This is a genomic window from Microbispora sp. NPDC004025 (assembly GCF_053604425.1).
Window position 1 is genome coordinate 37,519 of record NZ_JBSGHN010000020.1, and the last position, 16,338, is coordinate 53,856.

15 protein-coding genes are annotated in these 16,338 nt (G+C 71.0%); 7 read left to right on the top strand and 8 right to left on the bottom strand.

Features of this window, described 5'->3' with window-relative positions; all coding sequences use genetic code 11:
- The first annotated feature begins 11 nt into the window (after positions 1 to 11).
- The 4 genes from ACWEQG_RS35035 (at position 12) to pknB (ending at position 6,312) form a co-directional block, all read left to right on the top strand.
- Positions 12 to 1,358 (top strand): FtsW/RodA/SpoVE family cell cycle protein, encoded by a 1,347-nt coding sequence (locus tag ACWEQG_RS35035; RefSeq protein WP_363473004.1) that lies wholly within the window; start codon positions 12 to 14, stop codon positions 1,356 to 1,358.
- Entirely contained in the window at positions 1,355 to 2,809 is a 1,455-nt protein-coding gene (locus ACWEQG_RS35040) for a peptidoglycan D,D-transpeptidase FtsI family protein (RefSeq protein WP_363473001.1), read from the top strand. The genes ACWEQG_RS35035 and ACWEQG_RS35040 overlap by 4 nt, the downstream gene beginning before the upstream one ends.
- A gap of 7 nt (positions 2,810 to 2,816) precedes the next feature.
- Entirely contained in the window at positions 2,817 to 4,310 is a 1,494-nt protein-coding gene (locus tag ACWEQG_RS35045) for a protein kinase domain-containing protein (protein ID WP_452291439.1), read from the top strand.
- A 67-nt stretch (positions 4,311 to 4,377) separates the two neighbouring features.
- Positions 4,378 to 6,312 carry a Stk1 family PASTA domain-containing Ser/Thr kinase gene (gene pknB, locus ACWEQG_RS35050; RefSeq protein WP_452291441.1) on the top strand — a complete coding sequence of 645 codons (1,935 nt, stop codon included), beginning with the start codon at positions 4,378 to 4,380 and terminating at the stop codon, positions 6,310 to 6,312.
- Positions 6,313 to 6,491: 179 nt separating this feature from the next.
- On the opposite strand, the gene ACWEQG_RS35055 is transcribed toward pknB, so the two are convergent.
- On the bottom strand, positions 6,492 to 7,070 hold the full coding sequence (locus ACWEQG_RS35055) for an anthranilate synthase component II (protein ID WP_346228720.1): 579 nt from the start codon (positions 7,068 to 7,070) through the stop codon (positions 6,492 to 6,494).
- A 195-nt stretch (positions 7,071 to 7,265) separates the two neighbouring features.
- Here ACWEQG_RS35055 and ACWEQG_RS35060 point away from each other — a divergent pair, with 195 nt between their 5' ends.
- A complete protein-coding gene (locus ACWEQG_RS35060; protein ID WP_452291443.1) occupies positions 7,266 to 7,511 on the top strand; it encodes a cell division protein CrgA in 246 nt (81 codons plus the stop codon).
- 141 nt (positions 7,512 to 7,652) lie between these two features.
- On the opposite strand, the gene ACWEQG_RS35065 is transcribed toward ACWEQG_RS35060, so the two are convergent.
- Together ACWEQG_RS35065 and ACWEQG_RS35070 are read right to left on the bottom strand one after the other, a co-directional pair.
- Positions 7,653 to 7,859 carry a 4-oxalocrotonate tautomerase family protein gene (locus ACWEQG_RS35065; protein ID WP_346228721.1) on the bottom strand — a complete coding sequence of 69 codons (207 nt, stop codon included), beginning with the start codon at positions 7,857 to 7,859 and terminating at the stop codon, positions 7,653 to 7,655.
- A 113-nt stretch (positions 7,860 to 7,972) separates the two neighbouring features.
- Positions 7,973 to 8,707: an SDR family oxidoreductase gene (locus ACWEQG_RS35070; RefSeq protein WP_452291445.1), complete on the bottom strand. Its 735-nt coding sequence runs from the start codon at positions 8,705 to 8,707 to the stop codon at positions 7,973 to 7,975.
- Positions 8,708 to 8,824: 117 nt separating this feature from the next.
- On the opposite strand from ACWEQG_RS35070, the gene ACWEQG_RS35075 reads away from it, so the two are divergent.
- Positions 8,825 to 9,538 carry a TetR/AcrR family transcriptional regulator gene (locus ACWEQG_RS35075; RefSeq protein ID WP_452291447.1) on the top strand — a complete coding sequence of 238 codons (714 nt, stop codon included), beginning with the start codon at positions 8,825 to 8,827 and terminating at the stop codon, positions 9,536 to 9,538.
- Here the strand turns inward: ACWEQG_RS35075 and ACWEQG_RS35080 are convergent.
- Together ACWEQG_RS35080 and ACWEQG_RS35085 are read right to left on the bottom strand one after the other, a co-directional pair.
- The gene (locus ACWEQG_RS35080) at positions 9,531 to 10,397 is read right to left on the bottom strand and encodes a rhomboid family intramembrane serine protease (protein WP_452291449.1); all 867 of its coding nucleotides are present in this window, start codon (positions 10,395 to 10,397) and stop codon (positions 9,531 to 9,533) included. The genes ACWEQG_RS35075 and ACWEQG_RS35080 overlap by 8 nt on opposite strands.
- 118 nt (positions 10,398 to 10,515) lie before the next feature.
- Entirely contained in the window at positions 10,516 to 11,049 is a 534-nt protein-coding gene (locus ACWEQG_RS35085) for a peptidylprolyl isomerase (RefSeq protein ID WP_346228725.1), read from the bottom strand.
- A gap of 205 nt (positions 11,050 to 11,254) precedes the next feature.
- Here ACWEQG_RS35085 and ACWEQG_RS35090 point away from each other — a divergent pair, with 205 nt between their 5' ends.
- Positions 11,255 to 11,689, top strand: coding sequence for a hypothetical protein (locus ACWEQG_RS35090; RefSeq protein ID WP_452291451.1), 435 nt, complete (start codon positions 11,255 to 11,257; stop codon positions 11,687 to 11,689).
- Between the two features lie 213 nt (positions 11,690 to 11,902).
- Here the strand turns inward: ACWEQG_RS35090 and ACWEQG_RS35095 are convergent, their stop codons facing one another.
- The 3 genes from ACWEQG_RS35095 to ACWEQG_RS35105 all read right to left on the bottom strand — a co-directional run bounded on the left by ACWEQG_RS35095 (position 11,903) and on the right by ACWEQG_RS35105 (position 16,248).
- A complete protein-coding gene (locus ACWEQG_RS35095) occupies positions 11,903 to 14,164 on the bottom strand; it encodes a HelD family protein (protein ID WP_452291453.1) in 2,262 nt (753 codons plus the stop codon).
- Positions 14,165 to 14,599: 435 nt separating this feature from the next.
- Positions 14,600 to 15,775 (bottom strand): zinc-dependent alcohol dehydrogenase, encoded by a 1,176-nt coding sequence (locus ACWEQG_RS35100; RefSeq protein WP_452291454.1) that lies wholly within the window; start codon positions 15,773 to 15,775, stop codon positions 14,600 to 14,602.
- A complete protein-coding gene (locus tag ACWEQG_RS35105; protein ID WP_452291456.1) occupies positions 15,772 to 16,248 on the bottom strand; it encodes a hypothetical protein in 477 nt (158 codons plus the stop codon). Before ACWEQG_RS35105 ends, ACWEQG_RS35100 begins: the two co-directional genes overlap by 4 nt.
- Positions 16,249 to 16,338: the final 90 nt, after the last annotated feature.

The following is a 16,338-nucleotide window of genomic DNA, read 5'->3' on the forward strand; positions in this document are numbered from 1 at the left end:
CGCCCGTACCGATGACCGCGAAGAGGCGGGGGGCCCAGCTGGGCATGCTCGCCTTCGCCGTGCTGATCGTGATGGGCGCGTACGCCAGCGTCGGGCTCGGGATCAACGGCAAGGTCCCGTCCGGCATGCTCGGCTACGGCCTCGGCCTCGGCGGTCTGATGCTCGCGGCCTACCTGGTGCTGGCCAAGTGGGCGCCATGGGCCGACCCTCTTCTGCTTCCTCTCGTGACGCTGGTCAACGGCATCGGCCTGGTGATGATCTACCGGATCGAGCTGGCCGGCGAGAAACTCGCGTCGGCGGCCAACCAGCTCATGTGGACGGCGCTCGGCGTGGTGATGTTCTCCGCGGTCCTGATCGCGTTGAGAGACCACCGCGTCTTGCAGCGCTTCACCTACACCGCCGGCTTCGCCGGGCTGGGCCTGCTGGTGCTGCCCATGCTGCCCTTCATCGGCAAAGAGATCAACGGCGCCCGCATCTGGGTCGGCGTCGGCCCCTTCAGCATCCAGCCCGCCGAGTTCGCCAAGCTGGCCCTGGTCGTCTTCTTCGCGGGCTACCTGGTCGCCAAACGCGACGTGCTGGCCCTCGCGGGCCGCCGCCTGCTGTTCATCGACCTGCCCCGGGCACGCGACCTCGGTCCCATCGTCATCACCTGGATGATCAGCCTCGGCGTCCTGGTCCTGCAGAAGGACCTCGGCAGCTCGCTGCTGCTGTTCGGCGCGTTCATCGTGATGCTCTACGTCGCCACCCAGCGCACCTCGTGGGTGCTCATCGGCATCCTGCTGTTCGTCGGCGGCGCCTTCGTCGCCGGCCAGATCTTCAGCCACGTCGAGGCCCGATTCGACGTCTGGCTGCACGCGGAGGACCAGCGGCTGTACGACGCGGGCGCCGGCAGCTACCAGCTCATGCAGGGCATGTTCGCCATGGGCTCGGGCGGCATCCTCGGCACCGGCCTCGGGCAGGGTTACCCCTACCAGATCCCGCTGTCGTTCTCCGACTTCATCTTCACGGCGGTGGGCGAGGAGCTGGGCCTCACCGGCCTGATGGCCATCCTCATGGTCTACGCGCTCATCGTGCAGCGGGGGCTGCGCACGTCGCTGGCGGCCCGCGACCCGTTCACCAAGCTGCTCGCGGGCGGCCTGTCGTTCATCCTGGCCTGGCAGGTGTTCATCATCGTCGGCGGCGTGACCCGGCTGATCCCGTTGACCGGTCTGGTGACGCCGTTCATGTCCGCCGGAGGCTCGGCCCTGCTGGCCAACTGGATGCTCATCGCCCTGCTCGTACGGATGTCCGACGCGGCCCGCCGCCCGCCGCCGCAGGCGATCCAGGACGAGGGGATGACCCAGGTGATGCAGCGATGAACAGCCCGCTCAAGCGTGTCGCCGTGGCCTGCCTGCTCATGTTCGGCCTGCTCATGGCCAACGTGACGTATCTCGGCGCGGTGCGGGCCGAGGGGTTGCGCAACGACTCCCGCAACGTGCGCATGCTGTACGCCCGCTACAACGTCGACCGCGGCTGGATCACGGCCGACAACGGCAAGACCACCCTGGCCAAGACGGTGGACACCGGCGACAAGAAGTTCCGGTTCGAGCGGGAGTATCCGCTCGGCAAGCCGTTCACGCACGTGGTCGGCTGGTTCGCGCCGGAGAGCGCCGCGGGCATCGAGGCCGCGATGAGCCGCTACCTCGACGGCAGCCACCCCGACCTGGTCGTCCGCCGGGCGATCGACATGGTCGCCGGCAAGCCCGCCAAGGGCGCGAGCGTCGACCTCACGCTGAACACCAAGGCCCAGGAGGTCGCGTACAAGGACCTGGCCGGCACCGGCAAGCGCGGCGCGGTCGTCGCGCTCGAACCGAAGACCGGCAAGATCCTGGCGATGGTGTCGGTGCCGTCGTACGACCCGAACCCGCTGGCCAAGGCGGACAAGGGGACCGTCAACAAGGCCTACAACAAGCTGGACAAGGACGACAACAAGCCGCTCCTCAACCGGGCCATCAACCTGACGTTCGCCCCGGGGTCCACGTTCAAGACCGTGACCGCCGCCGCCTACCTCAGCGACGACGAGTCGCGTGACGAGAACACCCAGGTCGACGCGCCCGACTCGCTGCCGCTGCCGGGCACGAACATCTCGCTGCCCAACTACCACGGCGAGTCGTGCGGCGGCCGGGCGACGCTGGTCGAGGCGTTGACGATCTCCTGCAACACGCCGTTCGCCATCATGGGCATGGACGTCGGCTACGACAAGCTGAAGGAGCAGGCCGAGAAGTTCGGAGTCGGCCAGCCGCTGGAGATCCCCCTGGAGGTCTCGCCCAGCGACATCGGCCCGGACGAGAGCAAGGCCGCCCTCGCCAAGACCGCGATCGGCCAGCAGAGCAACCAGATGACCCCGCTGCAGATGGCGATGGTCGCGGCCGGCATCGCCAACCAGGGCACGGTCATGAAGCCGTACCTGGTCAACAAGATCATGGCGGACGGCTCGGAGATCGACGGGACCGACCCCGACGAGCTGGACGAGGCCGTCAGCCCCGAGGTCGCCGGCGAGCTGACCAAGATGATGATCAACGTGGTCGAGCGCGGCACCGGCGGCGCGGCCAAGCTTCCCGGGATCACCGTGGCCGGCAAGACGGGCACGGCGGAGACCCTGCCGGGCAAGCCGTCGCACGCGTGGTTCATCTCCTTCGCCCCGGTCGACAACCCCAAGGTCGCCGTGGCGGTCTTCGTGGAGTCGGGCAGCGCCGGCAACGACGCCACCGGCGGCGCGGTCGCCGCGCCGATCGCCCACGACGTCATGCAGGCGGTGCTGGGACAGTGACGGACGCATGAACGACACGGTGCTCGGCGGGCGATACCGGCTGACCTCCCCCATCGCCGCGGGCGGCATGGGCGAGGTCTGGCGGGCCGACGACGAACTGCTCGGCCGGGAGGTGGCGATCAAGCTGCTCGGCCGCCACGTCGCGGACGACGCCACCTTCCGTGACCGGTTCCGCTCCGAGGCCAGGATCACCGCCGCCCTGACCGACCCCGGCATCGCCCAGGTCTTCGACTACGGCGAGACCGACGGCCTCGCCTACCTCGTGATGGAGCTGGTGCGAGGCGAGCCGCTGTCGGCCATCCTCGCCCGCAACGGCGCGCTCGGGCCGGAGGTCACGCTCGACGTCGTCCAGCAGGCCGCCCGTGGCCTGTACGCCGCGCACCGGGCCGGGGTGATCCACCGGGACGTCAAGCCCGGCAACCTGCTCGTCACCGAGGACGGACAGGTCAAGATCACCGACTTCGGCATCGCCCGCGCGCTGGAGGCGGCGCCGCTGACCGCGACCGGCCTGATCCTCGGCACCGCCCAGTACGTGAGCCCGGAGCAGGCGTCCGGCACGGCCCTGACCGCGGCGAGCGACGTCTACTCGCTCGGGGTGGTGGCCTACGAGTGCCTCACCGGCCGCCCGCCGTTCACGGCGGAGACCCCGGTGGCGCTGGCACTGCGGCACCTCAACGACACGCCCCCGCCGCTGCCTGGGACCGTGCCCGCGCCGGTGGCGGCTCTCGTCATGGCCATGCTGGCCAAGGACCCCGCCGCGCGGCCCGAGACCGGGCCGGTGCTCCTCGACAGGGTGCGGATGCTGCGTGAGACGCTCACGGGCACGGCGGCCCCGACGGCGGTCCTCGGCTCGCTGACCGACCCCCGGGGATTTCCCGCGACCGGCGGAGCGGGTGGCGCCGCCGCGGCCGCGCCCGGGCTGACGGCGCCGCTGAGCCGGCAGCCGGGCCAGGAGACCCAGCGTCCCGGCGCCACCGCGCCGCTGGGGCCGGTCCCGGCCGCCCCGCGCACGGCTCCCGCGGGCGTCCCCGGCGCCCGTACGCGGCGCCCGGGCGGTCCGGACGGGCCCGTCGGCGGGCGGCGCCGCCGTCCGGCGGCCCTGCTCCTCGCGACGGCCGGCTGCGCCGCCGCGGTCGGCATCGGGGTCCTGGCCTTCACTGTCGCCCAGACCGGCGAAGCGCCGCCGGACCCGGGAGAGACGACCGCGCCCGTCACGCCGTCCTCCTCGCCGTCGCCATCGCCGTCGTCGGCACGTACGCACAGGTCAGAGGTTCCGCGAACGCATCGGCCGTCTGCTGTGGCGACGTCGACCAAGCCGAGCGCCGTTCCGTCGGCTACCGTAAGCAGGTCGGCACCATCGACAACCCAGTCGCCCACACCGGCTTCGTCCCCGACCTCGACCCCGACTCCGACGTCCACCTCGGCCCCGGAAACCGATGAGACTTCGCTCCCGACGGAAGCCCCACCCGACGACACGAACCCTCCGGATGAGGGGGAGTGATGAGGAGAGGGGTCGATGATGGAGACCGGTGGCACCCCAAGATGAACGGCAAGGGACAGTGCAGGAAATGACTCAGCCACGACTTCTCGGCGGACGCTACGAGCTGGATGGCGTCGTGGGGCGTGGCGGCATGGCCGAGGTGTATCGCGCCCGGGACATCCGCCTGGACCGTGTCGTCGCCATCAAGACGCTCCGCTCCGACCTCGCCAGGGACCACACCTTCCAGGCGCGCTTCCGGCGTGAGGCGCAGTCCGCCGCCTCGCTCAACCACCCGTCGATCATCGCCGTGTACGACACCGGCGAGGACATGATGGAAGCCACCCCCGTGCCGTACATCGTGATGGAGTTCGTCGACGGGCGGACGCTGCGCGACCTGCTGCGCGCCGACCGGCGGCTGCTGCCCGAGCGGGCCATGGAGCTGGTGGACGGCATCCTGCGGGCGCTGGACTACAGCCACCGGGGCGGCATCGTCCACCGGGACATCAAACCGGCCAACATCATGTTGACGGTCAACGGCGAGGTCAAGGTCATGGACTTCGGCATCGCCCGGGCGATGGCCGACTCCGCCGCCACGATGACCCAGACGGCCCAGGTGATCGGCACCGCGCAGTACCTGTCCCCCGAGCAGGCCCGCGGCGAGCGCGTCGACGCGCGCAGCGACATCTACTCGACCGGCTGCGTGCTGTACGAGCTGCTCACCGGCCAGCCGCCCTTCACCGGCGACTCCCCCGTGGCGATCGCCTACCAGCACGTGCGGGAGGACCCCATCCCGCCGTCGCGGATCGACCCGGAGATTCCGCAGTGGGCCGACGCGATCGTGCTCAAGGCGATGGCCAAGGACCCGGTCCAGCGCTACCAGAGCGCCGCCGAGATGCGCGGAGACATCCAGCGGGCGCTGTCCGGCATGCCGGTCGACCCGCAGACGATGGCGATGGCCACCCAGCAGTACAACGGGTACGGCGGGGCGGACCGCACGCGGACGATGGCCACGGCCGGCGGCGCCGCCATGACCCAGAACACCCGCGCCATCCCCGACTACGAGTACGCCCAGGAGGAGCGCGGCGGCGGCAGGTACGACGGGCGGCGGCGCAGCAACGGCGGCGGCAACAACGCGCTGAAAACGGCCCTGTGGATCCTCATCCCGCTGTTGGTCATCGGCGCGATGGTCGGTGTCGGCTACGCGTTCCTCGGGTCCGGCGGCTCCTCCACGGCCGACAAGGTCGAGGTGCCGTCGGTGACCAACCAGAACAAGGCCGCGGCCGAGCAGGCGTTGAAGGCGGCCGGGTTCAAGGTCGCATTCGGGCCGGAGGAGTTCAACGGCGACGTGCCCAAGGGCGCCGTCGTGAGCACCGATCCCGCCGGGGGCGAGCAGGCCGACCCGGGGTCGACGGTCACCGTCGTCGTCTCCAAGGGCCAGGAGAAGGTCGCCATCCCCGAGACCGTGCTCGGCAAGTCGCCGGAGGAGGCGAGGGCCGAGCTGGAGGCGCTGGAGCTCAAGGTCAGCATCGTGCCGAAGGCCTCGACCAAGCCGCAGGGCAAGGTGTTCGACACCAAGCCCAAGCCGGGTGAGAAGGTCGAGAAGGGCGCCCTGGTCACGCTGTACGTGCCCAAGGAGATGACCGAGGTCCCGAGCGTGGTCGGGCTGACGGTCGACGACGCGAAGCAGACGCTGGAAGGCGCCGGCTTCAGAGTCAAGACCTCGCCGCAGCCGAGCGACACGGTGCCGGAGGGCAACGTCATCGACCAGGCGCCGCAGCCCGGGGCCAAGCTCAACCCCGGCACCACGATCACGCTCACGGTCTCCAGCGGCCCCTCGCAGGAGCAGCCGCCGACCCAGCAGCCGACCGGCGACACGCCGACGGACGGCACGGGAGACGGCACCGGCGACGGCACCGGGGACGGCACGGGAGACGGCGGCGACGGCACCGGTGACGGTGGGGGCGGCGACAGCGTCCAGGTCGGACCCCCGGGAGAGGGCGGGGACAACCCGTTCGGCAACTGACGGCATGGGCGGACGGCGGTCATCGCGAGGCGGTGGCCGCCGTCGGCGTTTCCGGGCGCCCGCCGGGGAGCGCGTGCGGCGTTCGGCCTGCACATGCCTGGACATGAGGAAGGGCTTCCGCCACTCGGGGGCAATGGCGGAAGCCCTCACTCATGTAGTCGTAACAGGAGCGGAAAGCGTTACACGATCTGCGCGAGCCAATTTCCGAGCAGCCGGTGGCCGTGCTCCGACACGACCGACTCGGGGTGGAACTGCACGCCCTCGACGGGCGCCGCGCGGTGGCGCAGGCCCATGATGACGCCGTCGGGGGTCGTCGCCGTCACCTCCAGCGGGTCCGGAACGGTGCCGGGGACCACGGCGAGCGAGTGGTAGCGCGTCATCGTGACCGGCGACGGAAGCTCCCGGAACACGCCCCGCCCGTCGTGGGAGATCAGGCTGGTGCGGCCGTGCATGAGCTCCGGTGCGCGCTCCACCACGGCCCCGTACGCCACGGCGATGGCCTGGTGGCCGAGGCAGACTCCGAGCAGCGGCAGGCCGCGCTCGGCGCAGTGCCGTACGAGGGGCACCGACACCCCCGCCGCCTCCGGCGTGCCGGGCCCGGGAGACACGAGCACGGCGTCGAAGCCGTCGGCGTCGTCCACGACGACGTGGTCACGCGGCCGTACGTCGCAGTCGGCGCCCAGGCCGCGCAGATACTGCACGATCGTGTGCACGAAGCTGTCGTGATTGTCGACCACGAGCACCCGGGTCGGGCTCATAGGTGTCTCCCGCTTGACCGGCGTGGCTGGGCGTGCAGGGCGGAAATCGGACTTTCAGCGTACGGCAATCCCTCGTGGGGGATCGCCCGGCGGGGTCCGAGCCGACTATCCTTGCTCGGGACCTCACCGCCACAGCGATTACGCTATTGACACCAGCCCGCACGACCGCGCGGGTACCCACCAGGAGACGCTCCCGTGCCCAAGTCGAAGACTCGCAAGAAGGCCGTATACACCCCGCCGCAGAAGGCGCAGACGGTGAAGGTCAGCCCGCGTTGGCTCGCCCCCGTCATGGTGGCCACCTGGATCATCGGTATCGCCTGGATCGCGGTCTACTACATCGCGCCGAACGTTCCGGGGATCTCCAGCCTGCAGAACTGGAACCTGCTGATCGGGTTCGGGCTCATCATCATCGGCGTCGTGCTGTCGACAAAGTGGCGCTAGAGCGCTAGCCGGAAAACTTTCCACAGTTTTTATCCACAGCCTGTGGGCAACTCGTGACCGAACGGCTCGGGCCGTCCGGACCTGACGTGACGGTCCGGGCCGGACCGGCGTGCGGAGCGTTCGGTCCGGCCCCGGTGAGGCTCAGCTACGGCCGAGCATCTCGGCGGTGAGGACGTTGCCGCCGAGGCCCCAGCCGCCGTCGGCGACCTCCTCGACGAGGACCAACGTGGTCGCCCGGGCCCGCTCGCCGTACACGGCGGCGTACGCGTCGGTGACGGCGTCGATGAGCTTCTTCTTGGACTCGGTGGTCAGGGTGCCGGCGGGCACCTTGAGGTTGGCGAACGGCATGGTCGTTACCTCCGGTGATGTCTATCTGAAGTGAGGCGGCCGAGGACAGGACGTCCTCGGACGTCGATGCGGGGGCAGCTCCCCGCGGACTGCTGTGAGACGGCCCGGCGGCGTCAGACGATGCCGCCGTTGGCACGCACGACCTGCCCGTTGACCCAGTGCCCCGCGGGGCTCGTCAGGAAGGCGACGACCTCCGCGATGTCCTCCGGCGTGCCGAGCCGCTCCAGCGGGGGCTGCTTGGCCAGCCGCTCGATCGTGGCCTCGTCCTTCCCGTCGAAGAACAGCTCGGTGGCGGTCGGCCCGGGCGCGACCGCGTTGACGGTGATGTCCCGCCCCCGCAGCTCACGGGCGAGCACGAGCGTCATCGCCTCGACGGCGCCCTTGCTGGCGACGTACGCGCCGTAGTTCGGCAGTTGCAGGCCCACGACGGACGTGGACATCGTGATGATCGCGCCCCCATCGCGCAGGCGGCGCGCGGCCTCCCGCGCGACCACGAAGGTGCCGCGGATGTTGGTCCGGTGCAGCGCGTCCAGGTCGTCGAGGTCGAGGTCGGCGATCGGGGACAGCGACAGACGCCCCGCCGAGTTGACGACCACGTCGACACCGCCGAAAGCCTTGTCCGCCGCGTCGAACATCGCCGCGACCGCGTTCTCGTCGGCGACGTCGGCCTGCGCCGCGATCGCCCGGCCGCCGGCCGACGTGATCGCGTCGACCACCTCGCCCGCCGCCGAGGACGACCCCTGGTATCCCACGACGACCGCGAGACCGCGGCCGGCGAGCGTCGTCGCGACGGCCCGGCCGATCCCGCGGGAGCCGCCGGTGACGACGGCCACGCGCTGATCACTCATTGGAGAACCCCCCTTGGTATCTATATCGCCGATACGCATCTTCCGTATCGGCGTTATGAGAGAGACGCTAGCACGAACTCCGTATCGGCGCTAGCGGAAGTCCGTATCATTGGTTACATGGCAGATGCGGAGTCCCTACGCGCGGCGATGATCGAGGCCGCCGAGAAGCAACTCGCGGCGTCGTCCGACAACGACATCGCCACCCGGGCGGTCTGTGAGGCCGTCGGCGTGACCCAGCCCGTGCTCTACCGGCTGTTCGGCGACAAGCGGGGGCTCCTCGACGCCGTCGCCGACCACGGATACGAGCGCTACGCCACGCTCAAGGCCGCCCAGGAGCAGACGGCCGATCCGGTGACCGACCTGCGGGCCGGCTGGGACGGCCACATGGCGTTCGCGCGGGAGAACCCGGCCCTCTACCAGCTCATGTTCACCCCGCGGCCGTGGTCCCACTCCACGGCTCGCGACCGCGTGTCCGACCTCCTGGAGGCCACGCTCGTACGGTGCGCGGCGGTCGGCGCGCTGAGGGTCGAGCCGTCCGTCGCCGCCCGGCTGATCCTGTCCGCGAGCGTCGGCGCCGCCCTCGATCACCTCGCCAGTCCGGAGCGCTTCGACGACCCCACGGTGTCGCACCGCATGCGCGACGCCGTGTTCGCGCACGTGCTCAGCGAGACGACCGCGCGGGACGACGGCGATCCCCTGCGCGAGGCCGCGCTGCGCCTGCGCGCGCAACTCGGCCTCGCCGGCACCGGGGCACTGGAGCCGGTCGAGACCGCCCTGCTGCTGCGCTGGCTCGACCGCATCACCCAGGGAGCCCCGGAGACCGTCAGGTGAATGCGCCCTCCAGGCGCAGGCCGTACGGCGGGAGCATGGTGACGAGCAGGACCAGCGCCACCAGCACGGCCACGGCGACGCCGAACTGCACGAGGGCGCGGTTGCGGCGCGGCGCGTAGGCGAAGCCCGCCGCGACGACCGCTCCGGTCACGAGCCCGCCGAGGTGGCCCTGCCAGCTGATGCCCGGGACGACGAACGTCAGCACCACGTTGATGCCGATCAGCCACAGGACGCCGCGCGCGTCGTACCCGAGCCTGCGGGCCACGACGAACAACGCGCCGAACAGGCCGTAGATGGCGCCGGACGCGCCGACGGCCGCCGTGCCGAACAGGTAGATGGCGACCGAGCCGCCCAGCGCCGACAACAGGTAGAGCGTGGCGAACCGGCCCGAGCCGAGCCTGCGCTCCAGTTCGGGACCGAGCGCGTAGAGCGCCCACATGTTGAACAGGATGTGCCAGAAAGAGGGCGGCGGGGAATGCAGGAAGGCGCTCGTGACCAGCCGCCACCACTCGCCGAGGTAGACCCGGACCGACGACATGGCGAATTCGTTGATGACCTCGTCCGGGCGCAGGACCTCCGCCCCGTACGCGAGCACGTTGAGGACCAGCAGCGTCCACGTGACGCGGGGCGTGGCGACGGCGGCGCCGCCGAACGTGGAACGGGCCTGCCGCACCTCCCGGTTGCCCTCGCGGACGCACTCGGGACACTGGTGACCGACCGCCGCGTCCCGCATGCAGTCGGGGCAGATCGGGCGCTCACAGCGCTGGCAGCGGACGTAGGTCTCGCGGTCGGGGTGCCGGTAGCAGGTGGGTACGGCTTGCGCCCCCGGCTGCGGGGGCGGCGGAGGCTGGGAGGTCATGGGGTCCTTTCCTGGCGTGTCCCTGTGCGGGAGCGCATCCACGAGCCAGCCTATAAGCCGGAAACGCCCCGGCCGCGCGTTCGCCGCGGCCGGGGCGCCGGGATCGGGCGTCGCGGCGTCAGGACCGCTCGATGGTGACCTCTTCGAGCACCACGTCGTTCACCGGGCGGTCGTTGCGGCCGGTGGGGGCCTTGGCGATCGCGTCGACCACCTCGGTGCCCTCGATCACCTCGCCGAAGATCGTGTGGCCCTGGTTGAGGTGCGGCTGCGGGCTCACCGTGATGAAGAACTGCGAGCCGTTGGTGCCCTTGCCGAACCGCTTGCCCGCGTTCGCCATGGCGAGCAGGTACGGCCGGTTGAACTGGTTCTCCGGGTGGATCTCGTCGTCGAAGCTGTAGCCGGGGCCGCCGACGCCCTGGCCGAGCGGGTCACCGCCCTGGATCATGAAGCCGCTGATGACCCGGTGGAAAATCGTGCCGTCGTAGAGCTTGACGTTCGTCTGCTTCTCGCCGGTCTCCGGGTGGGTCCACTCCCGGGTGCCCTCGGCGAGTTCCACGAAGTTACGCACGGTCTTCGGCGCCTTGTTGGGGAAAAGCTGGACGCGGATCGTGCCGTGGTTCGTGCGCAGATTCGCGATGAGGTTGTCAGCCACGAGGGCCGCCCCCTTTGTCTGATCGTGTTTGTTGTCCGTGAACAGGGTATCGAGCATGCCTTCAAGCACTGCTCGTGATTACGTCGCGACCATCCGGGAAGGGGTCGTTCCGGGGCCCCGTCGATAGGGGAGGTTGATCGTGTCCCTGACAATGAACAGAAGGCGCCGCGCCGAAGTGGTCATCCCGCAGACGTGGTTGAGCAGGATGAGAGACCAGGCGAGGAGAGCCGGCGGCCGGGTGAGCCCGGTGGCGGAGACCGCCCGGGATCTCGCGACGCACCGGATCGAGGACGCCAGGGTCTGGGCGGCGCCGAAGCTCGACCAGGCGGCGCAGTCGGTCGAGGAGCAGATCGCGCCGATCGTGAGCGCGTTCCTGACCGAGATGGCCCGCCGGATCGACGTCTCCAGCACCAAGAAGACGCGCCGGCGCTGGCCGGTCCTCGCGTTGCTGAGCGGCGTCGCGATCGGCGCGGTCGGTGTGGCGATGTATCGGAACAACGCCCAGCGCTGGACCGAGACGATGCGGGAGAGCATGCGGCACACCGGCTCCGACGCCAGCAAGTGGGTCGGAGACAAGGCCGGGGAAGTCGGCGAGAAGGCCGACAGGGCCGCCGACGAAATCTCGGGAAAAATGCCCTAGCTCATCCCTCACAGCCACCCAGTACGGCCGGCGTCCCCCACGCCGGCCGTACTGTGTTTCCCGCTTCGCTCGTCGGGGCGCTCACTCCCGCCGTCTTCCCTCGTCGTTCGGGAGTTCGTTCCTCACTCCCTCTCTCCTCAGTCCAGACCGGCGGCGCGCCCCTCCGGCTCGCTCGGTGTTGCCCGCTTCGCCGTCGGGGCGCTCGGTGTTCGCCTAGATGGCCAGACGGTGGAGCATGGCGGGCAGACGGTCCTCGTAGAGCACGGTGAGCCGCCGGGTCGCCCGGGTGATGGCGACGTACAGGTCCTGGCCACCTTTGGGCGACTGGCTCAGGATGCCCTCGGGGTCCACGACCACGACGGCGTCGAATTCCAGGCCCTTCGAGCTCCGTACGGTGAGAACGGCGACCGGGCTGTCCAGGGGGTCGACGGCCTCGGGGAACAGCGCGGCGACCTCCGCGTGCCGGGCGTCCGGCGTGACGACGCAGACCCGTCCCTCTTCGATCTGACGCAGCTCCGACTCCACGAGCAGTCGCAGGTCGGTCCCGGCGGCGGGCAGGGCGCGGGGGCGGGCGCCGCCGAAGCGGACCGACTCGGGCGGCTCCTCCCCGGGCGCCACGGCGCGCAGCACGTCGGCGGCGACCTCCATGATCTCCGCCGGCGTCCGGTAGTTGACCAGCAGGCGCTCCTCCCGCCAGCGTCCCTTCACATAGGGGTCGAGCATCTCGCCCCAGGAGCGCGCGCCCGCGGCCGAGCCGGTCTGGGCGATGTCGCCGACCACCGTGAGGGAGCGGGCAGGGACCCGGCGCATGATCGTCCGCCAGGCCATCGCCGACAGCTCCTGCGCCTCGTCCACGATCACGTGCCCGTACGCCCAGGTGCGGTCGCGGGCGGCCCGGTCCGCGGTCGTCACGTACGCTCCGTCGTCGCGGTTGCGGCCGGCCAGCAGGGTCGCGTCGAGCACGGGGTCGACGTCGGTGATCGTCAGCACTTCCCGGGCGTACAGCTCCTCCTCGCGCCGCTCCTCCTCCGCGCGGCGCCGCCTGGCCCCGGCCCCGTAGTCGTACTCGCCGAGCAGTTCGGCGGCCTCGTCCAGCAGGGGGACGTCGCCGACCGTCCACGGCGCCTCGCGGGGCCGCAGCAGGAGCGCGCGCTCCTCCTCCGTCAGGTACGGCCCGGCCGCCGCACGCAGCCGTTCCTCGTCCGACAGAAGCTCGCGGACGAGCCGCTCCGGGGTGATCTCCGTCCACAGGGCGTCGAGCGCGTCGCGCACCGGCCGGTGCTCCCACAGGGTCGTGGCGGCGTACCTCAGGTCGCCGTCCTCCAGCGGCCGGTCGAGCCGCGCCGCCTCGTCCAGCGCCAGTGCCCGCAACATCTGGTCCATGAACGTCCACCGGGCGATGTTGTGCTGACGCCGCAGGCCGCGGGCGCGATCCCGGGCCCGCAGGCAGGTGGCGTGGTCCACCCGCAGCGCCATCTCCTCGACCACCACCTCCACGCCGCCGCGCACCGACGTGCGTACGGGGATCTTCACCTCCAGGTCGCCTTCCGGCACGCGCTGGCGATCGCGCACCGCCTCCTCGACCACCCGGGCCATGCGCGGGTCGCCCTTGACGACGGCGGCGGCCGGCTCGTCCTCGGCGGTGGCCCGCACCCCGGGATGGAGCCCGCCCATGCTCGTCAGCACCACCTGCGTCTCGCCCAGCGCGGGCAGCACCTGGCTGATGTAGCGGGAGAACGTCGCGTTGGGACCGATGACGAGCACGCCGCGCCGCTCCAGCGTGTCGCGGTGCGTGTACAGCAGGTACGCCGCGCGGTGCAGGGCGGCGACGGTCTTGCCCGTGCCCGGCCCGCCCTGCACGACGAGCGCGCCGGCCAGGCCGGAGCGGATCACCCGGTCCTGCTCGCGTTGGATGGTGGCGACGACCTCGCCCATGCGTCCGGTGCGCCCGCGGCGCAGCGCCGCGAGCAATGCGGCCTCGCCGACGAGCGTCCGGCGGTCTCCGTCGGCCATCCGGTCGAGGTCGAAGACCTCGTCGTCGATGCCCACGACCTCGCGGTGCCGCGTGTGCAGGTGGCGGCGGCGTACGAGGGCGCCCGGGTCACCGGGGGTGGCGACGTAGAAGGGGCGGGCGGCGGGGGCTCGCCAGTCGACGAGCACGGATGTGTGGTCGTCGTCGCGCAGCCCGATGCGGCCGATGTAGAGGCTCTCGCCGCCGGCGTCGTCGATGCGGCCGAAGCACAGGCCGCGCTCGACCGCCGACAGTTGCGCGAGGCGGCGGGAGTGCTCGGCCGCCGTCACCTCCCGCTCCACGACGGCCTGCCGGGTGCCCGTGCCGCCGCGGGCCAGGGCCTCCCGCATGCGATGCCCGGCCCGCTCACGGGCGACGTCGAGGCGGTCGTACAGCATGGAGACGTAGGACTGTTCGATCCGCAGGGCTTCGGCGCGAGCGGAGTCGGATTGACGGTCACCCATTGCCGTGATAAACTCCTAGTGAGAGTGTCTGTTTTCAGATGACTGGGAATCTCTCACTATAGGGCATCGCATGTGCATGCCTCGATCTCCACTCCGCCTCGGGGTGGATTTTTTGTTTTCCGAGACTTTTGTGACGGATGTGAGTGATGGCGCGTCCGTTCTGGGTAGCCGACGTCCGGCGCGGCCGACTGGAGCCCTTGCCTCGTTCCATCCGGATTCGCGTCGCGCCATGGTCAACCGCCGCGTGCCGCGGGACGTCTTTGGAACAAGGAGGCCCGGATGGACGTCCTCGAAGGCCTCGTGGACGACGAACTCCGCCTGGAGCTCGTCCTGGTCGAGGCACTGCACCATGAGGCGGAACGGCTGGCCGCCCCAGCCGTACGCTGAGATCACCCGCCCGCCGCCTCACCTCGGGGCGGCGGGCGACCCCCTACGTCACGCCCAGGGCCGGAAGACGGCGCGGACGCAACCGTCCTTCTTGTGCTTGAACATGTCGTAGCCCTTCGGCCCCTCGTCGAGCGTCATCGTGTGCGTCGCGAGGTAGGAGGTCTTCAGGTCGCCCTTCGCGATCCGGTCGAGGAGCTTCGGGATGTACCGCTGGCCGTGCTGCTGCGCGCCCCGTAGCGTCAGCCCCTTGTTCATCAGCGCGCCGAGCGGGAACTTGTCCACGAATCCGGCGAAGACCCCCAGCACGAAGACCGAGCCGCCCTTGCGGCAGGCGTGGATCGCTTCGCGTACCGCGATCGGGCGGTCCTGCTCCAGGCGGAGCTGCTGCTTGATCCCGTCGTAGACGCGCTGGATCCCGGTGCTGTCGGCCTCCATGCCGACGGCCTCGACGCACACGTCCGGGCCCCGGCCGCCGGTGCGCTCGCGCAGCTCGGCGGTGACGTCGGTGCTCGTGTAGTCGATCACCTCGCAGCCGACGTGGCGGGCGGTCATGGCGAGGCGTTCCGGGTAGCGGTCGATCGCGATGACCCGTTCGGCGCCGAGCAGCATGGCGGCCCGGGCGGCCATCTGGCCGACGCCGCCGCACCCCCACACCGCGACCACGTCTCCCGGCTTCACGCCGCCGAGCTCGGCGCCCATCCAGCCGGTCGGGGCCGCGTCGGAGGCGAACAGGGCGTCGAGGTCCAAGATGCCCTCGGGGACGGTGAACGCGTTGTAGTCGACGAAGGGAACGCGGATGTACTCGGCGTGACTGCCCCGGAAGCCGCCCATGGCGTGGGAGTAGCCGAAGATGCCGGCGGTCGTGCCACCCCACATCAGATCCGTGACGCCCGGCTTGGGGTTGCTGTTCTCGCACAGCGACCACTGGTCGTGACGGCAGGCCCAGCAGCGGCCGCATCCGATGATGGAGCAGACCACGACGCGGTCGCCCACGCGGTGCCGGTTCACCTCGGGGCCGACGTCGACGATCTCGCCGATGAACTCGTGCCCGATGACATCTCCGGCCCGCATCGCGGGGATGTACCCGCCGAGCAGGTGCAGGTCGGAACCGCAGGTGGTGCTCGCCGTCACCTTCACGATCGCGTCCTGGGCGTTGAGGATCGCGGGGTCGGGCACCTGCTCGACCGACAGCTCGTTCACGCCCTGCCAGCACAGCGCCTTCACAGCCGGCCCCCCTCCGCCGCACGTCCCAGCGCCATGTCGAGCACCTTGCCCGGCATCGTCGGCCTGGTCGTCCCGAGCTCCTCGTCCGACCGCAGCACGTCGCCGGTCTCCAGCAGGGACTTCGTCTCACGCAGCGCCGTACGGATCGCCGTACGGGGATCGTCACCCCGCAACCGGGCGAGGACGCCGTCGGCGCCGGCGCGGTGCTCCCTCGGCCGGGCGTAGATCTCCGTGCCCCGGTCGCCCGGCGCCCGGTTCATCCGCACCTCGGCGTCCACCCGGGCCAGCGGATCCGGCAGGTTCCCGCCCGGGGCGACCTCGTCCGGCGGCCGGTTGACCGTGACGCCGAGCCAGCGGCTCGACTCCAGGGGGTCCTTCGCCCCGGTCGGCACACGCCTGCGCGAGGCCGCCCATCGCGCCGCTCCCAGGCCCGCGGCGGCAAGGGCCGCCGCTCCGGCAACGAGACGTTTCATGACCTTCGCCCCCTCCACGGCCGACTTCTCGGTGCTACCCCCGGCTCCGGGGCTCTACCCGCCCGTGCGGTACCTGAGAGAGTCGATCGC

Coding starts and splice junctions, on each gene's coding strand:
- ACWEQG_RS35045 (WP_452291439.1), top strand. CDS start 2,817: ATGAACGACACGGTGCTCGGCGGGCGATACCGGCTGACCTCCCCCATC.
- ACWEQG_RS35075 (WP_452291447.1), top strand. CDS start 8,825: ATGGCAGATGCGGAGTCCCTACGCGCGGCGATGATCGAGGCCGCCGAG.
- ACWEQG_RS35105 (WP_452291456.1), bottom strand. CDS start 16,248: ATGAAACGTCTCGTTGCCGGAGCGGCGGCCCTTGCCGCCGCGGGCCTG.
- ACWEQG_RS35065 (WP_346228721.1), bottom strand. CDS start 7,859: ATGCCGTTCGCCAACCTCAAGGTGCCCGCCGGCACCCTGACCACCGAG.
- ACWEQG_RS35095 (WP_452291453.1), bottom strand. CDS start 14,164: ATGGGTGACCGTCAATCCGACTCCGCTCGCGCCGAAGCCCTGCGGATC.
- ACWEQG_RS35090 (WP_452291451.1), top strand. CDS start 11,255: ATGAGAGACCAGGCGAGGAGAGCCGGCGGCCGGGTGAGCCCGGTGGCG.
- ACWEQG_RS35040 (WP_363473001.1), top strand. CDS start 1,355: ATGAACAGCCCGCTCAAGCGTGTCGCCGTGGCCTGCCTGCTCATGTTC.
- ACWEQG_RS35070 (WP_452291445.1), bottom strand. CDS start 8,707: ATGAGTGATCAGCGCGTGGCCGTCGTCACCGGCGGCTCCCGCGGGATC.
- ACWEQG_RS35080 (WP_452291449.1), bottom strand. CDS start 10,397: ATGACCTCCCAGCCTCCGCCGCCCCCGCAGCCGGGGGCGCAAGCCGTA.
- pknB (WP_452291441.1), top strand. CDS start 4,378: ATGACTCAGCCACGACTTCTCGGCGGACGCTACGAGCTGGATGGCGTC.
- ACWEQG_RS35055 (WP_346228720.1), bottom strand. CDS start 7,070: ATGAGCCCGACCCGGGTGCTCGTGGTCGACAATCACGACAGCTTCGTG.
- ACWEQG_RS35035 (WP_363473004.1), top strand. CDS start 12: ATGACCGCGAAGAGGCGGGGGGCCCAGCTGGGCATGCTCGCCTTCGCC.